The following is a 23058-nucleotide window of genomic DNA, read 5'->3' as shown; positions in this document are numbered from 1 at the left end:
TGATACTGCTATGCATCCCGGTTGCTTTGTCGATGCTGGTCTCGGTCCTGAGGGGAAAAGTCGAGGGCGAAGAGATACTGATAATGGCTCTCATGGTGTTGGGCGGGACTGCCATATTGGGCATAAGTCTTTACAGGACCGAGGCGTTTGACCCGTTCGTCAGGCTGATCAACAGCACTATCATCAACAAAGCGGATTCCGGCTCAGGCCATGAACGCACCTATTGGAATGTAAAGAGCCTGCAGTCTTTTCTCGATACCAGCGGACTGGGTGTGGGGTTCGGCAGCTCAAGAGCATCGAGTTGGCCGATCGCTGTCCTTTCCCAACTGGGCTTGTTCGGGTCGCTGATGATGGGGGGCCTGCTGTGTGTCCTGGCTAGGGGGCTGGGGGCGGTTCGGCAATGGGTGGATCCAGAAACAGACGCCGTCGTGGCCAGCGTCAGGAATGCTGCCCTTGCAAGCATAATTGCCATGTCGGTGTCGGGCGGCAGCGCTGATCCAGGTATCCTCTTTTTCATTGCGCTTGCAGTCGTTTGCGCCACGAGAGTCAGTGCTCGGCGCGGCATTGCCGCATTCGAGCGATCTAGCCCGGCGTCGGCCGACGGCGCGGCCAACGTCGTGTACTCCGGTTCCGCCGAGTTGGCTTTGCGACGGCACAGGTTGCTGGCAATGTGTCAGGGCCCGGTCATGTTCAAAATGGACGGCGATGTTGATTAACCGGCGACCTTGGGCTCGAACGCCCTTGGCTGGGGCGCCGGTCGTCTGGCAAGGAGAGGAGGGTTGCCGCCAAAGCCGGTCGCAGCCTGCGGGCTCTGCCGAATTAAGTGCAACACGATGGCGCCACAAGCCTGCCTGACCTGACCTGCGCATCCGACGGCTATATCGTTGCGGGGCAGCTCATCCGTGCGAAGCTGATGCCGGTTTTGCGGATTTTCAGAAGACTTTTATATTGCAATCAATATTTGCTTCCATCACGGGCCTACGGCTTTCGTCGGATACGACCACCGAAAGCTTGCTTTGCAACTCGCCCTGAACTTCGTCCTGTGCCATGGCGACCAGCATTCTGACTGCGTCTACCCGGGCCTCGCGCGCACCGACGTAATGGGTGCCCTCCGTGTCGGGAAAATGGGACTTGCCGTCCCGGACATCGAAAAAAAACAGTGGCATTTTGCATCCGCGCTTAAGAACAAACCGCTCGTCAAAGCGGGGTTTGCATCTTGCTCACGGCTGCTTAGGGCATTCTCCCGCAACATTCTAGCAACCTCAGATGGTCCACCGGAGACGGTTGTGGAGAACCCAAATCGGGTTGATCACAAAATATTAAAAGCATTGATCGGCCGGCAGAACCGCTTGCCGAGACTCCCCCTCCTGCATTATCGGGAACGCGCTTCATCGCCATTCCAAAAGCAGTGTCGGCCCGCTCAGGGGCCCACACCCACGCTCGTCGACTGTCGCGACAGGCTCAGCCAAACTGATAGATAGGCCTGAGGAACGGTTCCAGTAAGCTACCGCCTTGACAAGCGAATGTGTGTCGTTTGCGTCCTGCGGAGTTTCCTCTCGTGCCTCTGAATTTAGTTTCCGAAGCCCGGCCCAACACGTTCGCGTTTGAAACCTCTGCGCTGATCAAGGCATGCGGATTTAGGGAATATGACGCGCGCTGGTGGTTTGGCCAGGTCGCGCCGGAACTCAATCTGATCGGCGTCCAGGCGCTTGGCATGGGGCTCGGCACGATGATCCGGCGTCTCGGCGTCGGGCCCGACATCGTCACCGGGCATGATTTCCGTTCCTATTCGCTTGGCATCAAGCTGGCGTTGGTTTCGGGGCTGATGGCGGCCGGCGCGCGGGTGAAGGATATCGGTCTGGCGCTGTCGCCGATGGCCTATTTCGCGCAGTTCGCGCTCGATACGCGGTCGGTGGCCATGGTCACGGCCTCGCACAACGAAAATGGCTGGACCGGCGTCAAGATGGGAGCGGCGCGGCCGCTGACCTTCGGCCCCGAGGAGATGAGCGCGCTGAAGGCGATCGTGCTGGCCGGCGATTTCGACCTTGTTGGCGGCGGTTCCTATGATTTCGTTTCCGACTTTCGAGAGACGTATCTCGACGATCTGACCCGAGACAAGCGCATCACACGAAAGCTCAAAGTGGNTCCGGCGTCTCGGCGTCGGGCCCGACATCGTCACCGGGCATGATTTCCGTTCCTATTCGCTTGGCATCAAGTTGGCGTTGGTTTCGGGGCTGATGGCGGCCGGCGCGCGGGTGAAGGATGTCGGTCTGGCGCTGTCGCCGATGGCCTATTTCGCGCAGTTCGCGCTCGATACGCCGTCGGTGGCCATGGTCACGGCCTCGCACAACGAAAATGGCTGGACCGGCGTCAAGATGGGAGCGGCGCGGCCGCTGACCTTCGGCCCCGAGGAGATGAGCGCGCTGAAGGCGATCGTACTGGCCGGCGATTTCGACCTTGTTGGCGGCGGTTCCTATGATCTCGTTTCCGACTTTCGAGAGACGTATCTCGACGATCTGACCCGAGACAAGCGCATCACACGAAAGCTCAAAGTGNCTCGTTTCCGACTTTCGAGAGACGTATCTCGACGATCTGACCCGAGACAAGCGCATCACACGAAAGCTCAAAGTGGTTGCCGCCTGCGGCAATGGCACTGCTGGCGCCTTTGCCCCTGAAGCGCTGGAACGGATCGGCTGCGAAGTGATCCCGCTCGATGTCGAGCTTGATCATACATTTCCAAACTACAATCCCAATCCGGAAGACATGCAGATGCTGCATGCCATCCGAGACAAGGTGCTGGAGACCGGCGCCGATGTCGGGTTGGGATTCGATGGCGACGGCGACCGCTGCGGTGTCGTCGACAATGAAGGCAACGAGATCTTTGCCGACAAGGTCGGCGTCATGCTGGCGCGGGATATCTCGCGGCTCCATCCGGGTTCGACCTTCGTCGTCGACGTCAAGTCGACCGGACTGTTCAACACCGACGCGGTGCTGCGCGCCAATGGCGCTGTCACCGACTATTGGAAGACCGGCCATTCCTACATCAAGCGCCGGGTTGCCGAACTCGGCGCGGTCGCCGGCTTCGAAAAATCAGGCCACTTCTTCTTCAACCCTCCGATCGGGCGCGGCTATGACGACGGACTGGTCACGGCAATCGCCATCTGTCAGATGCTGGAGCGTAACCCGGCCAGGTCGATGGCCGATCTCTACCGGGCACTGCCGCTGACCTTCGGCACGCCCACCATGTCCCCCCACTGCGCGGACGATGTGAAGTACGGCGTCGTCGAACGGNTTCGTCGTCGACGTCAAGTCGACCGGACTGTTCAACACCGACGCGGTGCTGCGCGCCAATGGCGCTGTAACCGACTATTGGAAGACCGGCCATTCCTACATCAAGCGCCGGGTTGCCGAACTCGGCGCGGCCGCCGGCTTCGAAAAATCAGGCCACTTCTTCTTCAACCCCCCGATCGGGCGCGGCTATGACGACGGACTGGTCACGGCAATCGCCATCTGTCAGATGCTGGAGCGTAACCCGGNCCCGATCGGGCGCGGCTATGACGACGGACTGGTCACGGCAATCGCCATCTGTCAGATGCTGGAGCGTAACCCGGCCAGCTCGATGGCCGATCTCTACCGGGGCCTGCCGCTGACCTTCGGCACGCCCACCATGTCCCCCCACTGCGCGGACGATGTGAAGTACGGCGTCGTCGAACGGGTGGTCTCCGATTTTCAGGCTCTGAAGCGTGATGGCTCCAGTTTTGCCGGCCAGAAGATCGGCGACCTCGTCACCGTCAATGGCGTGCGCGTCGTTGCCGAGGACGGAACCTGGGGGCTGGTGCGGGCTTCGTCGAACAAGCCGGAACTGGTCGTGGTCGTCGAAAGTCCGGTCTCGTCCGAGCGTCGCCGACAGATGTTCGATGCCGTCGACGCCGTGCTGCGCCGCAGTCCNTGGTGCGGGCTTCGTCGAACAAGCCGGAACTGGTCGTGGTCGTCGAAAGTCCGGTCTCGTCCGAGCGTCGCCGACAGATGTTCGATGCCGTCGACGCCGTGTTGCGCCGCAGTCCGGAAGTCGGCGCTTACAACCAGACTTTTTGACAGGGCATCCATGGGCCAGCGCATCGTCAGTTTTGTCATGAGCGGCGGCGTCGGCTCTCGGCTATGGCCGCTGTCACGCGAGGACAATCCCAAGCAGTTCCACGATCTGTCGGGCGACGGTTCCATGCTCGTCAAGACCTTGCGCCGCCTGACGGCGAGACCGGCTGGCGAAACGCCGATCTTCCTGATCGCTTCGGAGCGTCATGCCGATCGTGTCCATGCCGACTTGGCCGGTCTCGATCTTGCCGGCGGCGGCCCCCTGTTCGAGCCCGCGGGACGCAACACGGCCGCCGCCGTCGCACTGGCGACCCTGCGCACGCTGTCGGAATTCGGCGACAGTCTGGTTCTGGTGGTGCCCTCGGATCATGAAATAGCGACAGCAGGGCAATTCTGGCAAAGTATCGAGGCGGGATCGCAGGCGGCGCGCGCCGGCCGTCTGGTGGTGTTCGGCGTCAAACCGACCCAGCCGGAAACCGGTTACGGCTATATCGAGGTATCGGCCGAGAGGGGCGGGGTGTTCGACGTTTCGCGTTTCGTCGAGAAGCCCGACCTTGCGAAGGCCAACGACTATCTCAAGGCGGGAAATTTCTACTGGAATACCGGCATCTTCCTGTTTCGGGCCGGTGCCATGCGCGACACCTTCAAGACATTCCAGCCCGACATCTGGCACGCTACCGAAGCGGCTTACGAGGCGGCCACAACGGACCTGTCCGGCCTCTATATGCCGCTGGAACTCTACGCGGCGATCCCGTCGAACTCGATCGACTATGCCATCATGGAGCGGGCAAAAGACATAGCCATGGTGCCGGCCGGCTTCCGCTGGAACGATCTCGGCTCCTGGCAATCGCTCCTCGATGTCGGTCCCGCCGACGACCGGGGCAACGTCGTTGTCGGCGATGTCGTCGCCATCGATTGCGAGAATTCCTATATCCGCAGCGATGGCCGCCTGCTGTCGGCGATCGGCATGAAGGACGTTGCCATCGTCTCGACGGCGGATGCCACTTTCGTTGCCCCGGTGAGCCACAGCCAGCACGTCAAGAAGATCGTCGAACAACTCGAAAAATCAGGACGGCTGGAAACCAGATTCACGCCGGCGCATGACCGCGTCATCGAAAGTGGCGCCTGGCGGCGGCGCGTGCATCACTGGCTCTTCCAGGAGACCTTGCCGTTGTGGTCGACATCAGGCGTCGACGAGCGGCACGGTGGCTTTCACGAGGCGCTGGGTTTCGACACCAAGCCGCTTGTCAAGCCCAAGCGCATGCGCACCCAGGCCAGGCAGGTCTATGCCTTCGCGGTTGCCAAGGAGCGCGGTTGGACCGGGCCGGCCGACCGGCTGATCGCGCATGGCATCGACTTCATGGCGGGGCAGGGCCGCACCGAACGAGGCGGTTGGGTGCGCACGCTGAATGTCGATGGCTCCGTCGCCGATCCGGTCGAGGACGCCTACGATCATTCCTGCATTCTGCTGGCGTTGGCGCATGCGCATATGTCGGGCAATGCCGACGCCTTGCGGCTCGGCGAAGAGACCTTCGCCTTCCTTGACGCGCATCTGGAGGACAGCCGCATGACCGGCTTCCTCGACACCTCGGACGGAGCGGGCGAGCGACGCTCCAACCCGCACATGCATCTGCTCGAAGCTTTCCTGGCCTGGCACCAGGCAACCGGTGAGCGTGCGCATCTGCGTCGCGCGGCGCGCATCATCGAGCTCTTCCGCAGCCATTTCTTCGACGCTGAGAGCTGGACACTCGGCGAGTATTTCGATGCAGAATGGAAACCGGTACCGGGAGAGAAGGGGACCTGGACCGAACCTGGCCATCACTTCGAATGGGCATCGCTGCTGGTCGATTTCGCCGGCCGCAGCGGCCAGGCCGAACTGAGCGTCTTTGCCCGAAAACTCTACGCCTCGGCAGTCGCCAATGGCCTCAACCGGGCCACTGGCCTTGCTTATGGCGCAGTCTCGCGGCAAGGACTGCCGCTCGACCTGATCTCGCGCAGCTGGCCGCAGGCCGAGGCGCTCAAGGCGGCGATCGCGCTGGATGGCTCGGGCGGTCCCGATCTGAAGCCGGAGATCGAGGCGAGGGTCGGCCGGCTGTTCCGCTGGCACGTCGACCCGGCGCCGCTCGGCCTGTGGATCGATCGCATCGACGAACGCGGCCGCTCGCTGGCAACTGACGTGCCGGCGAGCATCTTCTACCATTTGGTCTGTGCGCTGACGCAGTATCTGGATGGAACGGCGGAGAAGTAGGCGGGATCAGTACGGACTGGCGACGTCCCCGGTTTCCACATAGATCGACTTCAGCTGCGAATAGAGCGCCAGCGCCGCCAGCGAATTCTCGCGCCCGATGCCGGATTGCTTGACGCCGCCGAAGGGGATTTCCACCGGCGTCAGATTGTAGGCGTTGATCCAGCAGGTTCCGGCCTGCAACTCGGCGATGACGCGATGGGCGCGCGGCAGGTCGCGTGTGAAAACGCCGGCGGCAAGACCGAACTCGGTGTCGTTGGCGCGGTCGATCACCTCATCCTCGCTGTCGAATTTCAGCACGCTCATGACCGGGCCGAAAATCTCCTCGCGGGCGATCCGCATCGTGTCGGTGACGCCGGTGAACACGGTCGGCTCGACGAAGAAGCCGCCCTGGAAGCCCTGCAGCGACGGCACATTGCCGCCGCAGGCCAGCGTCGCCCCATCCAGCTTGCCGGCCTCGATATGGCCGACGACCTTGTCTTGCTGTGCCTTGGAGACCAGCGGGCCCATCTGCGTTTCCGGGTCGAGCGGATCGCCGATGCGGATTTTCTTGGTCCGCTCGACCAGCCGCTCGACAAAGCGGTCGTGAATACCGCTCTGGACGAAGACGCGCGTGCCGTTGGAACAGATCTGGCCGGTCGAATAGAAGTTGCCGAGCATGGCGCCGCCAATGGAATTTTCTAGATCGGCATCGTCGAAGACGATCAACGGCGACTTGCCGCCGAGTTCCATCGTCGCGTGCTTCATCCTGGAGCCCGCCAGCGACAGCACCTTGCGCCCGGTCGGCACCGAGCCGGTCACTGAGACCTTGGCGACGACATCATGGCCAACAAGGCCGGCGCCGACGTCGCCATAGCCTTGCACGACGTTGAACAGCCCGTCGGGCAGGCCGGCTTCCGAGTAGATCTCGGCCAGCGCCAGCGCCGAAAGCGGCGTGTTTTCCGATGGCTTGAACACCATGGCGTTGCCCATGGCGAGTGCGGGTGCGGATTTCCAGCCGGCGATCTGGATCGGATAGTTCCAGGCGCCGATCCCGACGCAGACGCCGAGCGCCTCGCGGCGCGTATAGGCGAATGGCCCGCCGAGGTCGACCGCTTCGCCGTTGAAGACAGCGACCGCGCCGGCGAAATATTCAAGGCAGTCCGCGGCGGAAGGTGCATCCGCCACCAGCGTCTCCTGGATCGCCTTCCCGGTGTCGAGCGTCTCGATGCGGGCAAGATCGGCGTTGCGGGCGCGCAAAATGTCGGCGGCTCGGCGCAGGATGCGGCCGCGCTCGACCGGCTTGAGGCGCGCCCAGGCCGGCTGTGCGGCGCGGGCGGCCTCGACCGCCAGTTCCAGCACGTTCGGCGTCGCCGAACGCAGCATGGCGATGGTCTCACCCGTAGCCGGATAGATCACCGGCAGCGGCGCGCCGCCTTCGTCCTCGATATAGCGTCCGTTGACATAGTGCGAAGCCGTGGGCTGGGCGCGCATGGGAAGTCTCCAAATCGTTTTGGCCCAAGCGACGGCTATTGGGCGGGCGCCTGTCGGGCGGCTCACTCTATCGGCGGATCATGGCCTATCTGTCGGACGCCTGCCAGCGCGGATTGATCCATGGTTCCTGGTTGGACGGCGCGAGCGGTGTGCGGCCAAGGATGTGATCGGACGCTTTTTCGCCGGTCATGATCGATGGCGCGTTGAGGTTGCCGTTGGTGACCCGCGGGAAGATCGAGGAGTCGGCGACCCGCAATCCGTCGACGCCGATAACCCGGCATTCCGGATCGACCACGCTCGATTGATCATCGACGTGGCCCATTCGGCAGGTGCCGCAGGGGTGGTAGGCGCTTTCGGCATGATCGCGAATGAACACGTCGAGATCGTCGTCCGACTGGACATGGCTGCCCGGAGAGAGTTCCTGTCCGCGATAGGCATCGAAGGCCGACTGGCCGAAGATTTCGCGGGTCAGGCGGATGCAGTGGCGGAACTCCGCCCAGTCGTCTGGATGCGACATGTAGTTGAAGCGGATGACCGGCTTCGCTTTCGGATCCGGCGAGCGTAGCGTCACCGAGCCGCGCGACTTCGAGCGCATCGGTCCGACATGCGCCTGGAAGCCGTGCGACTTCGCCGCCGCCTTGCCGTCATAACGCACCGCCGCCGGGATGAAGTGGTACTGGATGTCGGGATAGTCGACGCCTGCCTGCGAGCGCACGAAGGCGGCCGCCTCGAAATGATTGGTGGCGCCAAGGCCCGATTTGAAGAACAGCCACCGCGCCCCGATCATCGCCTTGGAGAACGGGTTCAGCACTGAATTCAGCGTGATCGGTTTGGTCGATTCCTGCTGTATGTAGAGCTCCAGATGGTCCTGCAGGTTGCCGCCGACTCCAGGCCGGTCGGCCACGACGGCAATGCCGTTTTCGCGCAAATGCCCGGCCGGGCCGATACCGGACAGCATCAGGATCTTTGGCGAGTTGATCGACGACGCCGCGACGATCACTTCACGTCGCGCCTTAACGACCTGAATCTGTTTGTGAGCTTCGATCTCGACGCCGATGGCGCGTTGATTCTCGATGATCACCCGGCGCGCGAAGCCTTTGACCAGTCTGACGTTTTTGCGCCGGAGGGCCGGCTTCATATAGGCTGATGCCGCCGACCAGCGGCGGCCGCCCAGAATGGTCTGCTCCATCGGGCCGAAGCCTTCCTGCTTGGCGCCATTGTAGTCGTCGGTCAGTTCAAACCCTGCCTGGCGGCCCGCTTCGACGAAGGCGCCATAGAGCGGATTGCGCCGCGAGCCGCGCTGCACATGCAGCGGGCCGCCGTGCCCGCGCCAGCCGTCCTCGCCGCCGTCGGAATCCTCCATGCGCTTGAAGTAGGGCAGCACGTCGGCGAAGCCCCAGCCGGTCGCGCCCTGTTCGGCCCAATGGTCGAAGTCGCGGGCGTGGCCGCGCACATAGACCATGCCGTTGATCGAGGACGAGCCGCCGATCACCTTGCCGCGCGGCGTCGCCAGCACGCGGCCACCCAGATGCGGTTCCGGTTCACTGGCGAAGCCCCAGTCGTAGAGGCTCATGTTGAGCGGTATCGACAGCGCCGAAGGCATCTGGATCAACGGCCCGATATCGGTGCCGCCGAATTCGATGACGATGACCGAATGCTTGCCGTCTTCCGACAGGCGGTAGGCCATGGCCGAACCGGCGGACCCGGAGCCGATGATGACGAAATCCGCTTCAAGCATGGTTCATATGCGCCATAAAATCGGCGAGCGAAACGTTGCCGCCGGTAACCACCACCAGGACGGTCTTTTCCGCCACATCCACCTTGCCACCGAGCAATGCCGCCAGCGACGCCGCACCTGACGGTTCGAGCACCAGCTTCATACGCTCGAAAGCGATCCGCATCGCGCGCCGCACCGACTGATCGTCGACCGTGATGCCGCGCACGCCAGCGGTCTTGACCGCGGCGAACGGCGCGTCGCCGGGCCGGCGCGACATCAGTCCGTCGCAGATCGATTTAGGACCGATCGGCATGGTCTCGATGCTGCCATGCGCCAGCGACGAGCCCATGCCGTCGAACCCTTCGGGCTCGACGCCGACGATCTCGGTCGCCGGCGACAGATAGTGGAAGGCGAGCGAAACGCCGCCGATCAGCCCACCGCCACCGACCGAGCAGAACAGGAGATCGGCACTGGCATCCCTAGCCGACAGCTGGTCGAGCGCCTCGAGGCCGGCACCTGCCTGACCCGCGACGATCTCGGGATCGTCGAATGGATGCAGGAGCGCTAGCCCTTCTGTTTCAGCGATTTCGCGCGCCTTGGCCGCCGCGACCTCTTCACGCGCGCGATCGCCATGGTCTGTCAGCACAACGCGCGCGCCATAGCCTGCGGTAGCATCGCGCTTGGCGGCCGGCGCGTCGATCGGCATGACGATGGTCACCGGAATGCCAAGCGCCTGGCCGGCCGCAGCCAGCCCTTGCGCGAAATTGCCGGAGGAATAGGCGACGACGCCCTTCTTCGCCTCGTCGGGCGAAAGCCGCTTCAGCCGCCAATAAGCGCCGCGGACCTTGAAGGATCCGGCCCATTGCAGCGATTCCGGCTTGATGAAGACGCGAGACGCGCCGGTCTCCCTGGCGAGCGCCGCCGATTCCAGCAGCGGCGTGACCTGTGTCGCCCGTGACGTTACCGCATAGGCCTGCCTGAGATGGTCGAGAGTGGGAACGAGAAGGTCTGCCATCATTCGCCTCGCGGATACCTTTTGCTCTCTTCGAGATTGTCCAGGTTCATGTGATTGCGCATGTACCGCTCTGACGCCTTCTGCAAGGGCTGGAAATCCCAGGGGTAGTAGGCGCCGTTGCGCAGCGCCGGATAGACGACCCAGCGGCGTGCCTGGTTTTCGCGCACGGCGGCATCGAAGCCGGCCATGTCCCAACGCGCCCGGACCTTTTCCAGGAATGCCGCCACAAGACCCGCATTGGCGGGGTCGTCGGCCAGGTTGTCCCGCTCGAGCGGATCGGCTTCGAGATCGAACAATTGCGGCGGATCGAGTTCGCAATGGACGAATTTGTATCTGCCTTCGCGGATTGCCACCAAGGGCGCATAGGACCCCTCCGCCGCGTACTCGATCAGCACCGGTGCCGTGCGCTGCCCGCCCTTGGTGAGCGGCAGCAGCGACTGGCCGTCGGTCCACGGCGCGATCGCCCCGATGTCGATGCCGGCAAGGTCGCAAAGTGTTGGTGCCACGTCGAGATTGGAGACCGGCGCCTCGATCAGCCCGGCACGAATGCCCTTGCCGGCGATCATCAACGGCACCCGCGCCGAGCCTTCGAAGAAGCTCATTTTGAACCACAGGCCTCGCTCGCCGAGCATGTCGCCGTGATCCGAACAGAACAGGATGATCGTGTCGTCGGACATACGCGTCCGCGTGAGAACGTCGAGGAGCTCGCCGACCTTGTCGTCGACATAGGAGATGTTGGCGAAATAGCCGCGGCGCGAACGACGCACCTCTTCGGGCGTGATCTCGAAAGAGGGATAGTCGCTGGCATGGTACAGTCGCCGAGAATGCGGATCCTGCTCGTCTTCAGCGATGTACCCGGTTTCCGGATCCAGCACCTGGCAATGCTCATAGAGATCCCAGTACTGCTTGCGCGCGACATAGGGATCGTGTGGGTGCGAGAGCGAGACGGTCAGGCACCAGGGCCGATGGCTCGCATCGTCCTGTTCGCGCGAAAGCTGATAGAGCTTCTGAGACGCGAGGAACACGACCTCGTCGTCATACTCCATCTGGTTGGTTGTTTCCGCAACGCCGGCGCCGGTCACCGAACCCAGATTATGATACCACCACTCAATGCGCTCGCCGGGTTTGCGGTAGTCCGGCGTCCAGCCGAAATCCGCCGGATAGATGTCGGTGGTCAGCCGTTCCTCGAAGCCGTGCAGCTGATCCGGTCCGACGAAATGCATCTTGCCCGACAGGCAGGTGTAGTAGCCGGCCGCACGCAAATGATGGGCGAAGGTGGGGATCGACGAGGCGAACTCGGCGGCATTGTCATAGACACCGGTGCGCGACGGCAACTGGCCGCTCATGAAGGAGGCGCGGCCCGGCGCGCAGAGTGGCGAGGCGGTGTAGTTGTTGGCAAAGCGCGCCGAACGCGCGGCCAGCCCCTTCAGATGCGGCGTGTGCAGAAATTCCGCCGGCCCATCCGGGAACAAGGTCCCATTGAGCTGGTCGACCATGACGATCAGGAAATTGGGTCGCTTCGCTGTCACTGCTTGTGCCGTCCGCCAAGTTTGGTTTCGAGATAATCCTCGACCAGCGCGATCGCTGTCGCGGCGTCAGGCACGCCATCCTTCAGCGCGCGCCTGATGTAGAGCCCGTCGATCATCGCCGCCGTCGCTTCCGCGGCGCGATCGGCTTCTGTCCTCGGCAGGATGCCGGTCAATCCACTCATCAGGTTGGAATGCAGCCGCCGGGCATAGATTCTGAGCAGCCGGCGCAGCGAAGACGATTGCTGCGCCTCGACATAAAAAGCGAGCCATGCGGCGATGGTTTCGGCCCGGAACTGGACATCGGAGAAGTTGACGGCGACCACGACCGAGACGCGCTCGCGCGCGGTGCCGGCGCACTGCAGGGCGCGGCGCATATCGATGGTCAGTTCGGCCAGAATGTGCCGCATCGTCGCGAACAGCAGCTCGTCCTTGGCGCCGAAATAGTGGTGGGCAAGCGCAGAAGACACACCGGCGCGTCCGGCGATCTCCGACATGGTCACGTCAAGCGAGCCACGCTCGCCGATCGCCGAGATCGTCGCGTCGATGAGCGCCCTGCGGCGCAATGGCTCCATTCCGACTTTTGGCATGCCGTTCCCGATTTTTGCGGGAGATTATTTTTTATTGACGCGTCAATCAATAAAAAATCGACCTCGACGCGACCTGTACCAAGCGATTTTCGCGTTGCGGCCCTTCACGGCTCCGGTGAGAATGTTTATATTTGAACAATAAAGGCGAAGTGCGTCACGAGCCGTGGGCGGTGGCGCCAAGATGGAGACCGCCATGACCGCATGCATCGTTGGCTGGGCGCATTCGCGCTTTGGCAAGCTTGAGGGCGAGACGCTCGAAAACCTGATCGTCAAGGTCGCGACGGACGCGCTCGACCATGCCGGCATCGGCCCGGACGAGGTCGACGAGATCGTGCTTGGCCATTTCAATGCCGGCTTTTCGGCGCAGGATTTCACGGCAAGTCTGGTTCTCCAGGCGGACGACCGGTTGCGCTTCAAGCCGGCGACACGCGTCGAGAATGCTTGCGCCACCGGTTCGGCCGCCGTCAGGCAAGGTGTCCGCGCCATTGATGCGAACGCCGCCCGAATCGTGCTGGTGGTTGGCGCCGAGCAGATGACGACGACGCCCGGGCCCGAAATCGGCAAGAATTTGCTTAAGGCTTCCTATCTGCCCGAGGACGGCGAGACGCCAGCCGGCTTCGCCGGCGTCTTCGGCAAGATCGCGCAGGCCTATTTCCAGCGCTATGGCGACCAGTCGGATGCGCTAGCCATGATCGCTGCCAAGAACCACAAGAATGGCGTCGACAATCCCTATGCGCAGATGCGCAAGGATTTCGGCTATGACTTCTGCCGGCAGGAAAGCGAGAAAAACCCGTTCGTCGCCGGTCCTCTCAAACGCACCGACTGCTCGCTAGTCTCCGACGGCGCCGCTGCCCTTGTCCTTGCCGACACGGCAACGGCGCTGAAGATGCGCCGCGCGGTCGCCTTCCGCGCTAACGAGCATGTGCAGGATTTCCTGCCGATGTCGAAGCGCGACATCCTGACCTTCGAGGGCTGCGAGCAGGCCTGGACCCGCGCTTTGAAGAATGCCGGCGTAACGCTCGACGATCTCTCCTTCGTCGAGACGCATGACTGCTTCACCATCGCCGAGTTGATCGAGTATGAAGCGATGGGACTGGCCAAGCCCGGTGAGGGCGCAAAACTGGCGCTGGATGGCACGACGGCAAAAAACGGCCGCCTGCCGGTCAATCCCTCCGGCGGGCTGAAGGCCAAGGGCCATCCAATCGGCGCCACCGGCGTCTCCATGCATGTTTTGACCGCCATGCAGCTTGTCGGCGAAGCCGGCGGCATCCAGGTGCCGGGCGCGAAACTCGGCGGCATCTTCAATATGGGCGGTGCGGCGGTCGCCAACTACGTTTCCATTCTCGACCGGATCAGGTAAACCGCCCCGGCATTCGTGGGAGGTAGCATGGCAAATCCGGTTCTGATCGAAGTTTTGCGCGGCGCCATTGTCGAGAGCGCCCATCGCGGCGCCGTTGCCGTCTTCGATGCCGACGGCAAGCCGGTGCTGGAGATCGGCGATACGTCCAAGCCGGTCTTTCCGCGTTCCGCCGTAAAGGCGATCCAGGCCCTGCCGCTTGTCGAAACGGGTGCCGCGGATGCCTATGACTTCGGCAATCGCGAACTGGCGCTGGCCTGCGCCTCCCACTCCGGCGAACCGGCGCATGCCGAACTGGCGCGGTCCATGCTGGCCAGGGCCGGGCTGAACGGGTCTGCGCTCGAATGCGGGGTCCACTGGCCCTCGAACCATGACGCCGAGATTGCGCTCGCGCGTGCCGGTGGTTTACCGAATGCGTTGCACAACAACTGTTCCGGCAAGCACTCCGGTTTCCTCTGTACCTGCGTCCATTCGGGCATCGCGCATCGCGGCTATGTCAGACCGGATCACGCCATGCAGGAAATGGTGCGCGACGCCATGGAGGCAGTCACCGGCGCTGTGCACGGCCCCGAGGAACGCGCGACCGACGGTTGCTCGATCCCGACCTATGCGGTGCCGCTCAGGAGTTTCGCGCTCGGCTTTGCCCGCATGGCCGCGGCCCACGGCTTTGGCCCGGAGCGGGCGAAGGCCGCGAAGCGGCTGCTTTCGGCCTGCATGGCGGAGCCGTTCTTCGTCGCCGGCACCGGCCGCGCCGATCTGTTGCTGATGCAAGCCGCTCCCGGACGAATTTTCGCCAAAGGCGGGGCCGAGGGCGTCCACTGTGCCGCAATTCCCGAACTCGGCCTCGGCATCGCCGTGAAATGCGATGACGGTGCCGCGCGCGCCGGCGATGCAATCGCCGCCGCCGTGCTTGCCAGGTTGTTGCATGCGGACGAGGGCCTGTCCGCGAGACTGCTCCAATTGGCGAATCCGCCCATCGAAAGCCGGATTGGCGCCAAGGTCGGGGCGCTGACGCCGACGCCGGCCTTGAACTGAAAGCAACAATCAGCTGACGCGGTTGCGCTCGACGGTCAGGTGCGCATAGCCGCTGCTGCCGGTCTGGGTGAGGTCTGATGTCACCGGCTCGGCCCAGCGCTGGCCGACAACCGCTCCGTTCGACGCGCCGTCGATGACGTTGTCGGAGATGACGGCCGTGCCGGCACCTTCGACTACGCTGACGACGATGCCGGTGCCTGCCTTGCGAATGATGTTGCCGGTGGCCACGACGTTGCGCAGATACGGCCCCCAGCCGATCGACATGCCGTAGAGCGGCGCGTTCTCGATGACGTTGTTGGAAGCGACGGTGTCGGCCTCGACGGCGATCCCAACGCCGAAACCGGGTGGATTCGCGGTATAGGGGCCTGATGTCGACAGATTGCGCACCATGTTGCCGGAGCAGACACCCATGCGGCCGCCTTCGTTGAAGTTGACGATCGAGATGCCGTTGGCGGCACCGTCGACGATGTTGTTGGAGATGACGGCACCCTCGAACGAGAACTCGGAATAGACCGCGGTCTCGCCCGAGCGCGAGCAGGTATTGCCCGATATCTGCAAATTGCTGGAACTGTTGGCCCGGATCGCCGAGAAGGCACAGTCCGAAACCACATTGCCCGAGATGACGACATTGCCGGCGCGGAAGGCATTGATGCCGTTGCCGTTCTGGCCTGTACCGCCGCTGCGCGCGCCAATGCGTTCGACGCGGTTGCCGGTGACCATGGTGTCGTCTTCCGCCGCTTGCCAACGGTGCACCAGAATGCCGCCATTGGCGCAATCGGAGACGGTATTGCCGGTGATTGCCAGCCCTGCGGCCTCCACCGAATAGATGCCGGCGTCCGCCGCCCCGGATATGTCCGAACGCTCGATCCGGCCCGCGGCATGTTCCAGCGCCAGCCCGTTCTTGCCGCTGCCCGTGATCTGGCAGTTGTCCACCACGAGGTGCGCCACCCGGCGCAGATCGAGCAGCCCCTGCGCATAGTTGCCCATAGAGCGGTTCGCGCCGTCGAAAACCAGTCCGCTGAGTTCGATATGGTCGGCCTGTTCGGCCATAAACAAATGGCCGTCGCCACCATAGACGATCCGCGTCGCGCCCGGCACGCCGGAAAGACGCACGCGCTCAGGCAGCGAGAGATTGGACACCACATAGGTGCCGGGCGGCAGGAAGACCGGCATGTCACGGCCATTCGCGTCGCGCAGCAGCTTGGCGAAAGCCTTGCTCTGGTCGTCAAACGTGCCGGGCTGGACGCCAAGTTCGGTGGCGTTGATCGAGCCGCGCATCGAGGCTTTCTCGATACCGGTCAGGCTGGCGGCCGCCGCCTTGCCGAGCGCGAGGCCCATGACCGCAAAGCCGGCGGTCTGCTTCAGCAGCGTTCGTCTGTTCAACATCGGCACAGAATCCCAGTGTTCAGCCCCGGCGCCGCAGGAATCATGCCAGACGTTCAACACGCCTCTTCTCGGCGGCAATGACTTGTCGGGCAGCCACTCGGCGCCTAAGTTCAGGGGATGAGCCGAGCTTTCACCCGCGAAGAAGACAGCGAAAACGCCATCGCCGGTGTTGGCGAGCGGCCGATCAGCACGCACCGCAACCTAGTGACGGAGCGCGGCATGGCGCAGATCGAGGACAATCTGGCCGATCTGCGCGATATCATGGCGAAAGCGGAGCGGAAAGCCGACCGCGAGCGCATTGCGGTCGTGTCGCGCGACCTGCGCTACTGGACCGCGCGGCGCGAGAGTGCCGAGCTTTCCGTGCCGGAGCCCGGCAGTGATGTCGTCCGCTTCGGCATGGGTGTCACGCTGCAAAGTGACGACGGCAAGAAGGTGCACTGGAAGATCGTCGGCGAGGACGAAGCCGACCCGGCCAAGGGCAGCATTTCGCATGTCTCGCCAATGGCGGTTGCGCTATTCGGCAAGAAGGTTGGCGACGTGGCCAGCGTCAACGGCAAGGAGTGGGAGATCGTCAAGCTCTCGGAGAGCTAGTCTTCAAGCTTGACGACATGGTCGCGGAAAAGCGCGGCCTCACCCGCTTCGTCGATCTCGCCGGCAGCGACGGCCATGACGAATTCGTAGAGCGTGCCGTTGTCGGCCACCAGGACATGGCCGTTCACGATCAAAAATGCGCCGGCGGCGACGATCGATGTCCGTTTGTTGCCGTCGACAAAGGCATGGTTCCTGGCAATGCCGAAGACGTAGGCGGCTGCAAGGTCCTCGACCGAAGGCTCCCCGTAGTTTGCCTTGTTTTCGGCACGGGGAAGCGCCGGTTCAAGAGCATTTTCATCTCTCAGACCTTGTGCTCCGCCGTGCCTGCGCAATTGCTCTGCATGCATCGCTTCGACTGTGCGCCGGGTCAGGAACTCCCAACTCATTCGGCGAGCTTCTGAAGCGCGACCTTGTACTTGTCCATGACCTTGCGAGCAGCTTCCATCTGCCGTTCGAAACTGTCATCCACCGGCTCAAGGGCAGTGCCCTTATCCGTTTCGACGATCTGGAGTTGATCACCGGTCTTCAGTGCGCTGGATGTTGCAACAGATATTATAATAGTTTCGTCAAAACGATAGCAGCCGATCCAGCAGCCGCTCAGCCGCTTCCGGAATGACCGTGCCCGGCGGGAAGATTTCCGCTGCGCCTGCTTGCAGCACCGCATCGTAATCCTGCGGCGGGATGACGCCGCCGGCCACGATCAACATGTCGCCGCGGCCGAGCTTCTTCAGCGTGTCGCGCAATTCGGGGATCAGCGTCAGGTGACCCGCTGCCAGCGATGAGGCGCCGATGATGTGGACGTCGTTCTGGACAGCCAGTTTCGCGATCTCTTCCGGCGTCTGGAACATGGCGCCGACGGTAACGTCGAAGCCGAGATCGGCGAAGGCCGTGGCGATCACCTTCTGCCCGCGGTCGTGGCCGTCCTGTCCCATCTTGGCCACCAGGATGCGCGGCTTGCCGCCGTTTTTCTTTTCGAACGCATCAAGCTTGTCCTGCAGGCGGTCGACCACCGGATTGTCGCCAAGCGCTTTGCCGTAGACACCGGAAATGGTCTGCACCGTGGCCACATGGCGGCCATAGGCTCTTTCCAGGGCGAACGAGATTTCGCCGACAGTGGCATTGGCGCGCGCGGCGCGGATTGCGAACTCCAGGAGGTTGTCCTCGCTGTGTGCGGCACGAGTCAGTGCATCGAGCGCGCTTTCCACTGCGGCGACCTCACGCGTGCCTTTCAGCCGTTGCAGCTTCGAGAGTTGCCGGGCCCTGGCCTCGGCATTGTCGATCTTCAGCACGTCGACCGCGATATCGGTCCCGGGGCGATGCGCATTGACGCCGACCAGCATCTGCTCGCCTGAATCGATGCGCGCCTGCGTGCGGGCCGCGGCTTCCTCGATGCGCAGCTTGGGTATGCCCTTTTCGATGGCCGCCGCCATGCCGCCGAGAGCCTCCACCTCCTCGATATGGGCGAGCGCACGCGCCGCCAGATCGTGTGTCAGCCGCTCGAGATAGGCCGAACCGCCCCAAGGATCGATGATGCGTGTGGTGCCGGATTCCTTCTGCAAGATGAGTTGCGTGTTGCGGGCGATGCGCGCCGAATGGTCGGTCGGCAGCGCCATTGCTTCATCGAAGGAGTTGGTGTGCAGCGACTGGGTATGCCCTTGGGTCGCGGCCATCGCCTCGATCATGGTGCGGATGATGTTGTTGTAGGGATCCTGCGCCGTCAGCGACCAGCCGGAGGTCTGGCAATGGGTGCGCAGGGACAGCGACCGCTCGTCCTTTGGCGCGAAGTTCTTTTTCATCAGCGTTGCCCACAACAGGCGTGCGGCCCTGAGCTTGGCCACTTCCATGAAGAAGTTCATGCCGATCGCCCAGAAGAACGACAGGCGCGGCGCGAAACGGTCGATGTCGAGCCCCGCCGCGACGCCGGCGCGGGCATATTCGATGCCGTCGGCGATCGTATAGGCGAGCTCCAGGTCGGCGGTCGCGCCGGCCTCCTGCATGTGATAGCCGGAGATCGAAATTGAATTGAACTTCGGCATGTTCTTCGAGGTGTAGGAGAAGATGTCCGAGACGATCCGCATCGAGGGCTTCGGCGGATAGATGTAGGTGTTGCGGACCATGAATTCCTTCAGAATATCGTTCTGAATGGTCCCGGCCAAATCCTTCTGCGCGACGCCTTGCTCTTCCGCCGCCACGATGTAGAGCGCCATGATCGGCAGCACCGCGCCGTTCATCGTCATCGACACGGTCATCTCGCCGAGCGGAATGCCGTCGAACAATTGCCGCATGTCGAGGATGGAATCGATGGCCACGCCGGCCATGCCGACATCGCCGGCGACGCGCGGATGGTCTGAGTCATAGCCGCGGTGCGTGGCGAGATCGAAGGCAACCGACAAGCCCTTCTGGCCGGCGGCAAGGTTGCGCCGGTAGAAGGCGTTGGATTCTTCGGCGGTCGAAAAGCCGGCATATTGCCGGATGGTCCAGGGCTGCTGGACATACATGGTCGGGTAGGGGCCGCGCACGAAGGGCGGCAGGCCCGGATAGGTGTCGAGATGCGACAATCCCTTGAGGTCGCCCTGACTGTACAGCTGCTTGACAACAAGGCCTTCCGGCGTTGTTCGCTGTCCCTTGACCTCGACAGGCGCGCGGCGCGGCGGCACCCAGCCGATCTGCCTGAAATCCGGAATCAAGAAGCAGCCCCGATGGATTGATCGATGCGGACCGGAGACAACGCTTCGCACAGGACGACGCCCTCGGTGAAGGCAGGCCGCTTCTCTGCGTCCAGCGTCTCGACCGGCCGCTCGCTTTTCAACGGATAAAGCGTGCAGCCGACAATGGCCCGCTCGCCTGACTTGAAGGCTATGGCGCGATGGGCGGCGGCGTTGCGGACGCGCTGCTGGATATGTCCGTCCCGAAGGCTGGACAGCACGCCACCTTCAGCCTCGATGGCCTGTAATTCGGCCCACGCGGCTTCGCAAAGGTCTGAGGTGAGCGCTTCGACGGCGCCGGAGCCATGGGCGGGATCGGCAACATGATCGACATGGCTTTCATTGGCCATGATCAACTGCGCGTTGCGCGCGACGCGGCGGGCAAACGCCGCCGGCAGGCCGTGCGCCATCGTATGCGGCAGGATTGAGATTGAATCGGCGCCTCCCGCCGCCGCGGCGAAGCAGCCGATCGTCGTGCGCAGGATGTTGGTTTCGGGATCCAATGCCGTCATCATGCGAAAAGATGTCTCGGCATGGATGTTGGCCGTGGAATTAGGGATCGAGCAGGCCTCCTGCACGCGTGCCCACAGCCTGCGCAGGGCTCGCACCTTGGCCATCGACAGGAACTGGTCCTGGTCGACGCTGAGCGCGAAACCGATATGAGGCGCGGCATAGACGAGCGGTTGCCGTGCCTTCTCGAACATTCTCAGATACGAGACCGCCGAGGCCAGCATAATGCCGAGTTCCTGCGATTCCGTGGCGCCGGCATTGTGGAAGACGCGACCGTCCGCCTCCAGAAGCACACCCGGAACGCCCATCGCGAAGAAATGCGCCAGCGATTGCGGCATGGATTCCTGCAGCGCCTCGATCGACATGCGCAGCCGGCCGGTGCCGGCGAGGATAGCAGCCGGATCGATGCCGAAGGACAGGTTGAGCTTTGCCGGATCCGAACGGCGCTTGCTCAGGAACGCCACCAGCCAGTCGGCCATGGGGCGGCTCCAGGGGTGGGTGTCGATACGGATCTGGACCCGGTTGAGTGGCACGCCCTCCAGCACCGTCTCGAGCGCCTGCGCCGTCCTCGGCAGGCCGTAGCCGAACGCGTTCGGGGCACCCTCGAAGACGAGCGACAATCCCGTCGCGCCCTGAGCGATATCTTCCAGGACCTGGCTCTTGGCGCGTTCGACATCGGGGTCGTCGACGCGCTGGCTGACGATCCACGGCAATTGAGGATTGGCGCGCACGATCGGTTCCGTTCCGGTCGCGCGTTCATAGAGCGGCTCGACGCGGATACTGTCGTCGGTATGCGAGACCAGCTTTTCCTCGAAGGTTGCGCCGGCCAATGCTTTTTCCGCCAGGGTCAGCCATCGCTGACGCTCCGCATTCGTTGGCTCAACATCCCTGGTCAAGGCTCCGGCGCCCATTCATCGTCCTCGTTCTATATGGCCGCACCAGCCCGGGCAGCTCAATCTACGGTTCCCGGCAAGTTATCGCAATGCACGCCCAGGGCTTGAATTCGACCCACCTGATATTCGATCCACCTGATATAGGTCGCTTGCCTGGACGGACCATGAACGATTGCCAAACACCATCGAAATCCGCAAGTTCCAAAATCCGATTTTGGCGACTGGTCCGATTTGGACGATAGCCCTGATTGGCTGATTGGCCCCGCCTTGGACAATTGTCATTGTCGCTGTGCGGCGGCCTCACTATACCTTCGGGCAAAGGCTGGCTTTGGACCACATCAGTTTTGCGGAGACCCGACCTATGGCTGACGACATTAGTATTTTCATCGGCGCCAGCCGCAAACCCGACGACAGCTATCAGCGCGCCGAAAACCTGCTGCTGCAATACGGAAATCGCCACGGCCTGGTGACCGGCGCCACCGGTACCGGCAAGACCGTCACCTTGCAGATCCTGGCGGAGGGATTTTCCAACGCCGGCGTGCCGGTCTTCTGCGCCGACATCAAGGGCGACCTTTCCGGCATCGCCATGATGGGCACCGCCCAGGATTTCCTGGTCAAGCGGGCAGAACAGGTCAAGCTCGACCCGTACGACTTCCAGGAATTTCCCGTCATCTTCTGGGACCTGTTCGGCGAGCAGGGCCACCCCATCCGCGCGACCATTTCGGAAATGGGACCGCTGCTTCTGTCGCGGCTGATGAACCTGACCGACGCGCAAGAAGGCATCATGAACATTGCCTTCCGCATTGCCGATGAAGAGGGCCTTCTTCTCCTCGACCTCAAGGACCTGCAGGCGCTGCTCGCCAACATCGCGGAGCGAGCCGAAGAAATCAGCGCCCGTTATGGCAACGTCACCAAGCCGTCGGTGGGGGCGATTCAGCGCACGCTTCTGGTCCTTGAGCAGCAGGGCGCGGCGAACTTTTTCGGCGAGCCGGCTTTGCGCATTGCCGACATCATGCGCACCACCCGGGACGGGCGCGGCGCCATCAGCGTGCTGGCCGCCGACAAGCTGATGATGAATCCGCGCCTCTACGCGACGTTCTTGCTCTGGCTGATGTCGGAGCTGTTCGAGGAACTGCCCGAGGTTGGCGACCCCGACAAGCCGAAGCTGGTGTTCTTCTTCGACGAGGCGCACCTCTTGTTCGACGAGGCGCCGAAGGTGCTGATCGACCGGGTCGAGCAGGTGGTCCGCCTGATCCGCTCGAAAGGCGTCGGCGTCTATTTCGTGACGCAGAACCCCTTGGATATCCCCGAAAAGGTCCTGGCCCAGCTCGGCAACCGCGTGCAGCACGCGTTACGCGCCTACACGCCCCGCGAGCAGCAGGCGGTGAGGACGGCGGCCGAAACTTTCCGGCCCAATCCCGATTTCGACTGCGGCACCGCCATCACCCAACTCGCCACCGGCGAAGCGCTGGTGTCGACCCTGGAGGCCAAGGGCATTCCGTCCATGGTCCAGCGCACGCTGATCCGCCCGCCGTCATCGCGGCTTGGACCCATCACCCCGGCCGAGCGGCAGAAGCTGATCGGGGAAAGCCCGGTCACCGGCCAGTATGACCAGGTTATCGACCGCGAATCGGCTTTCGAAATGCTGCAGAAGAAGGCCAAGCAGGCGCAGGACGCCGAGGCGCAGGCGCAGCAGACCGGCACCGGCGGCTCGCGCTGGACCATTCCAGGCTTCGGCAATGACGATCCGGCGCCGCGGTCCGGTGGCCGGCGCGCGCCGGCGCCGCGCCCCTCCAATCGCCAGACAGTGGCCGAGGCGGCGATCAAGTCGGTGGTTCGCTCGGTCGGCTCGTCGGTCGGACGTGCCATTGTGCGCGGAATATTGGGCAGCCTGTCGCGGGGGCGGTAGATCGGGGCAGCGGC

16 protein-coding genes and 3 pseudogenes are annotated in these 23058 nt (G+C 63.2%); 9 read left to right on the top strand and 10 right to left on the bottom strand.

Going from position 1 to position 23058, the window contains the following annotated elements; translation table 11 throughout:
- The first annotated feature begins 32 nt into the window (after positions 1-32).
- A complete protein-coding gene (locus X739_RS1000000169970; protein ID WP_051410593.1) occupies positions 33-716 on the top strand; it encodes a hypothetical protein in 684 nt (227 codons plus the stop codon).
- A gap of 216 nt (positions 717-932) precedes the next feature.
- On the opposite strand, the gene X739_RS149145 is transcribed toward X739_RS1000000169970, so the two are convergent.
- Complete coding sequence (locus X739_RS149145) at positions 933-1166, bottom strand: hypothetical protein (protein ID WP_023774750.1); 234 nt, start codon at positions 1164-1166, stop codon at positions 933-935.
- A gap of 392 nt (positions 1167-1558) precedes the next feature.
- On the opposite strand from X739_RS149145, the pseudogene X739_RS149150 reads away from it, so the two are divergent.
- The 4 genes and pseudogenes from X739_RS149150 to X739_RS149155 form a co-directional block, all read left to right on the top strand.
- A pseudogene (locus tag X739_RS149150) lies at positions 1559-2143 on the top strand (phosphomannomutase/phosphoglucomutase); the annotation flags it as partial.
- A 67-nt stretch (positions 2144-2210) separates the two neighbouring features.
- Positions 2211-3237, top strand: a pseudogene (locus tag X739_RS01000000166195) (phosphomannomutase/phosphoglucomutase); the annotation flags it as partial.
- A 55-nt stretch (positions 3238-3292) separates the two neighbouring features.
- Positions 3293-3948 (top strand): annotated as a pseudogene (locus X739_RS1000000168080) (hypothetical protein); the annotation flags it as partial.
- A gap of 157 nt (positions 3949-4105) precedes the next feature.
- Complete coding sequence (locus tag X739_RS149155; RefSeq protein ID WP_023771533.1) at positions 4106-6340, top strand: mannose-1-phosphate guanylyltransferase/mannose-6-phosphate isomerase; 2235 nt, start codon at positions 4106-4108, stop codon at positions 6338-6340.
- Between the two features lie 6 nt (positions 6341-6346).
- Here the strand turns inward: X739_RS149155 and betB are convergent, their stop codons facing one another.
- The 5 genes from betB to betI all read right to left on the bottom strand — a co-directional run bounded on the left by betB (position 6347) and on the right by betI (position 12658).
- Complete coding sequence (gene betB / locus X739_RS149160; protein ID WP_023771534.1) at positions 6347-7810, bottom strand: betaine-aldehyde dehydrogenase; 1464 nt, start codon at positions 7808-7810, stop codon at positions 6347-6349.
- A gap of 85 nt (positions 7811-7895) precedes the next feature.
- The gene (betA, locus tag X739_RS149165) at positions 7896-9548 is read right to left on the bottom strand and encodes a choline dehydrogenase (protein ID WP_023771535.1); all 1653 of its coding nucleotides are present in this window, start codon (positions 9546-9548) and stop codon (positions 7896-7898) included.
- The gene (locus X739_RS149170; protein WP_031252079.1) at positions 9541-10545 is read right to left on the bottom strand and encodes a threonine/serine dehydratase; all 1005 of its coding nucleotides are present in this window, start codon (positions 10543-10545) and stop codon (positions 9541-9543) included. Before X739_RS149170 ends, betA begins: the two co-directional genes overlap by 8 nt.
- Positions 10542-12071, bottom strand: coding sequence for a choline-sulfatase (betC, locus tag X739_RS149175; RefSeq protein ID WP_023771537.1), 1530 nt, complete (start codon positions 12069-12071; stop codon positions 10542-10544). The genes X739_RS149170 and betC overlap by 4 nt, the downstream gene beginning before the upstream one ends.
- The gene (gene betI / locus X739_RS149180) at positions 12068-12658 is read right to left on the bottom strand and encodes a transcriptional regulator BetI (protein ID WP_023771538.1); all 591 of its coding nucleotides are present in this window, start codon (positions 12656-12658) and stop codon (positions 12068-12070) included. The genes betC and betI overlap by 4 nt, the downstream gene beginning before the upstream one ends.
- A 193-nt stretch (positions 12659-12851) precedes the next feature.
- Here betI and X739_RS149185 point away from each other — a divergent pair, with 193 nt between their 5' ends.
- The gene (locus X739_RS149185) at positions 12852-14018 is read left to right on the top strand and encodes an acetyl-CoA acetyltransferase (protein ID WP_023771539.1); all 1167 of its coding nucleotides are present in this window, start codon (positions 12852-12854) and stop codon (positions 14016-14018) included.
- Positions 14019-14045: 27 nt separating this feature from the next.
- Positions 14046-15050 (top strand): asparaginase, encoded by a 1005-nt coding sequence (locus tag X739_RS149190; protein ID WP_023771540.1) that lies wholly within the window; start codon positions 14046-14048, stop codon positions 15048-15050.
- Positions 15051-15059: 9 nt separating this feature from the next.
- On the opposite strand, the gene X739_RS149195 is transcribed toward X739_RS149190, so the two are convergent.
- Positions 15060-16436: a TIGR03808 family TAT-translocated repetitive protein gene (locus tag X739_RS149195; RefSeq protein ID WP_023794931.1), complete on the bottom strand. Its 1377-nt coding sequence runs from the start codon at positions 16434-16436 to the stop codon at positions 15060-15062.
- 117 nt (positions 16437-16553) lie between these two features.
- Here X739_RS149195 and greA point away from each other — a divergent pair, with 117 nt between their 5' ends.
- Positions 16554-17027, top strand: a complete 474-nt coding sequence (greA, locus tag X739_RS149200) for a transcription elongation factor GreA (protein WP_023771542.1) — start codon at positions 16554-16556, stop codon at positions 17025-17027.
- Here greA and X739_RS149205 read toward each other — a convergent pair.
- The 3 genes from X739_RS149205 to X739_RS149220 all read right to left on the bottom strand — a co-directional run bounded on the left by X739_RS149205 (position 17024) and on the right by X739_RS149220 (position 21153).
- Positions 17024-17413: a type II toxin-antitoxin system death-on-curing family toxin gene (locus X739_RS149205; protein WP_023784290.1), complete on the bottom strand. Its 390-nt coding sequence runs from the start codon at positions 17411-17413 to the stop codon at positions 17024-17026. The genes greA and X739_RS149205 overlap by 4 nt on opposite strands.
- Positions 17414-17593: 180 nt before the next feature.
- A complete protein-coding gene (gene scpA / locus X739_RS149215) occupies positions 17594-19714 on the bottom strand; it encodes a methylmalonyl-CoA mutase (protein WP_023771545.1) in 2121 nt (706 codons plus the stop codon).
- A complete protein-coding gene (locus X739_RS149220) occupies positions 19711-21153 on the bottom strand; it encodes a methylmalonyl-CoA mutase subunit beta (protein WP_023771546.1) in 1443 nt (480 codons plus the stop codon). Before X739_RS149220 ends, scpA begins: the two co-directional genes overlap by 4 nt.
- A 343-nt stretch (positions 21154-21496) precedes the next feature.
- Between X739_RS149220 and X739_RS149225 the strand changes: the two genes are divergently transcribed.
- Positions 21497-23044: a helicase HerA-like C-terminal domain-containing protein gene (locus X739_RS149225; RefSeq protein WP_023771547.1), complete on the top strand. Its 1548-nt coding sequence runs from the start codon at positions 21497-21499 to the stop codon at positions 23042-23044.
- Positions 23045-23058: the final 14 nt, after the last annotated feature.

Origin of the sequence: Mesorhizobium sp. LNHC209A00 (assembly GCF_000502915.1) — a bacterium.
In the GTDB taxonomy this organism is placed as follows: Bacteria; Pseudomonadota; Alphaproteobacteria; order Rhizobiales; family Rhizobiaceae; genus Mesorhizobium.
Note: the sequence above shows the minus strand (reverse complement) of the source record. Positions and strands in the feature narration are given on the sequence as shown.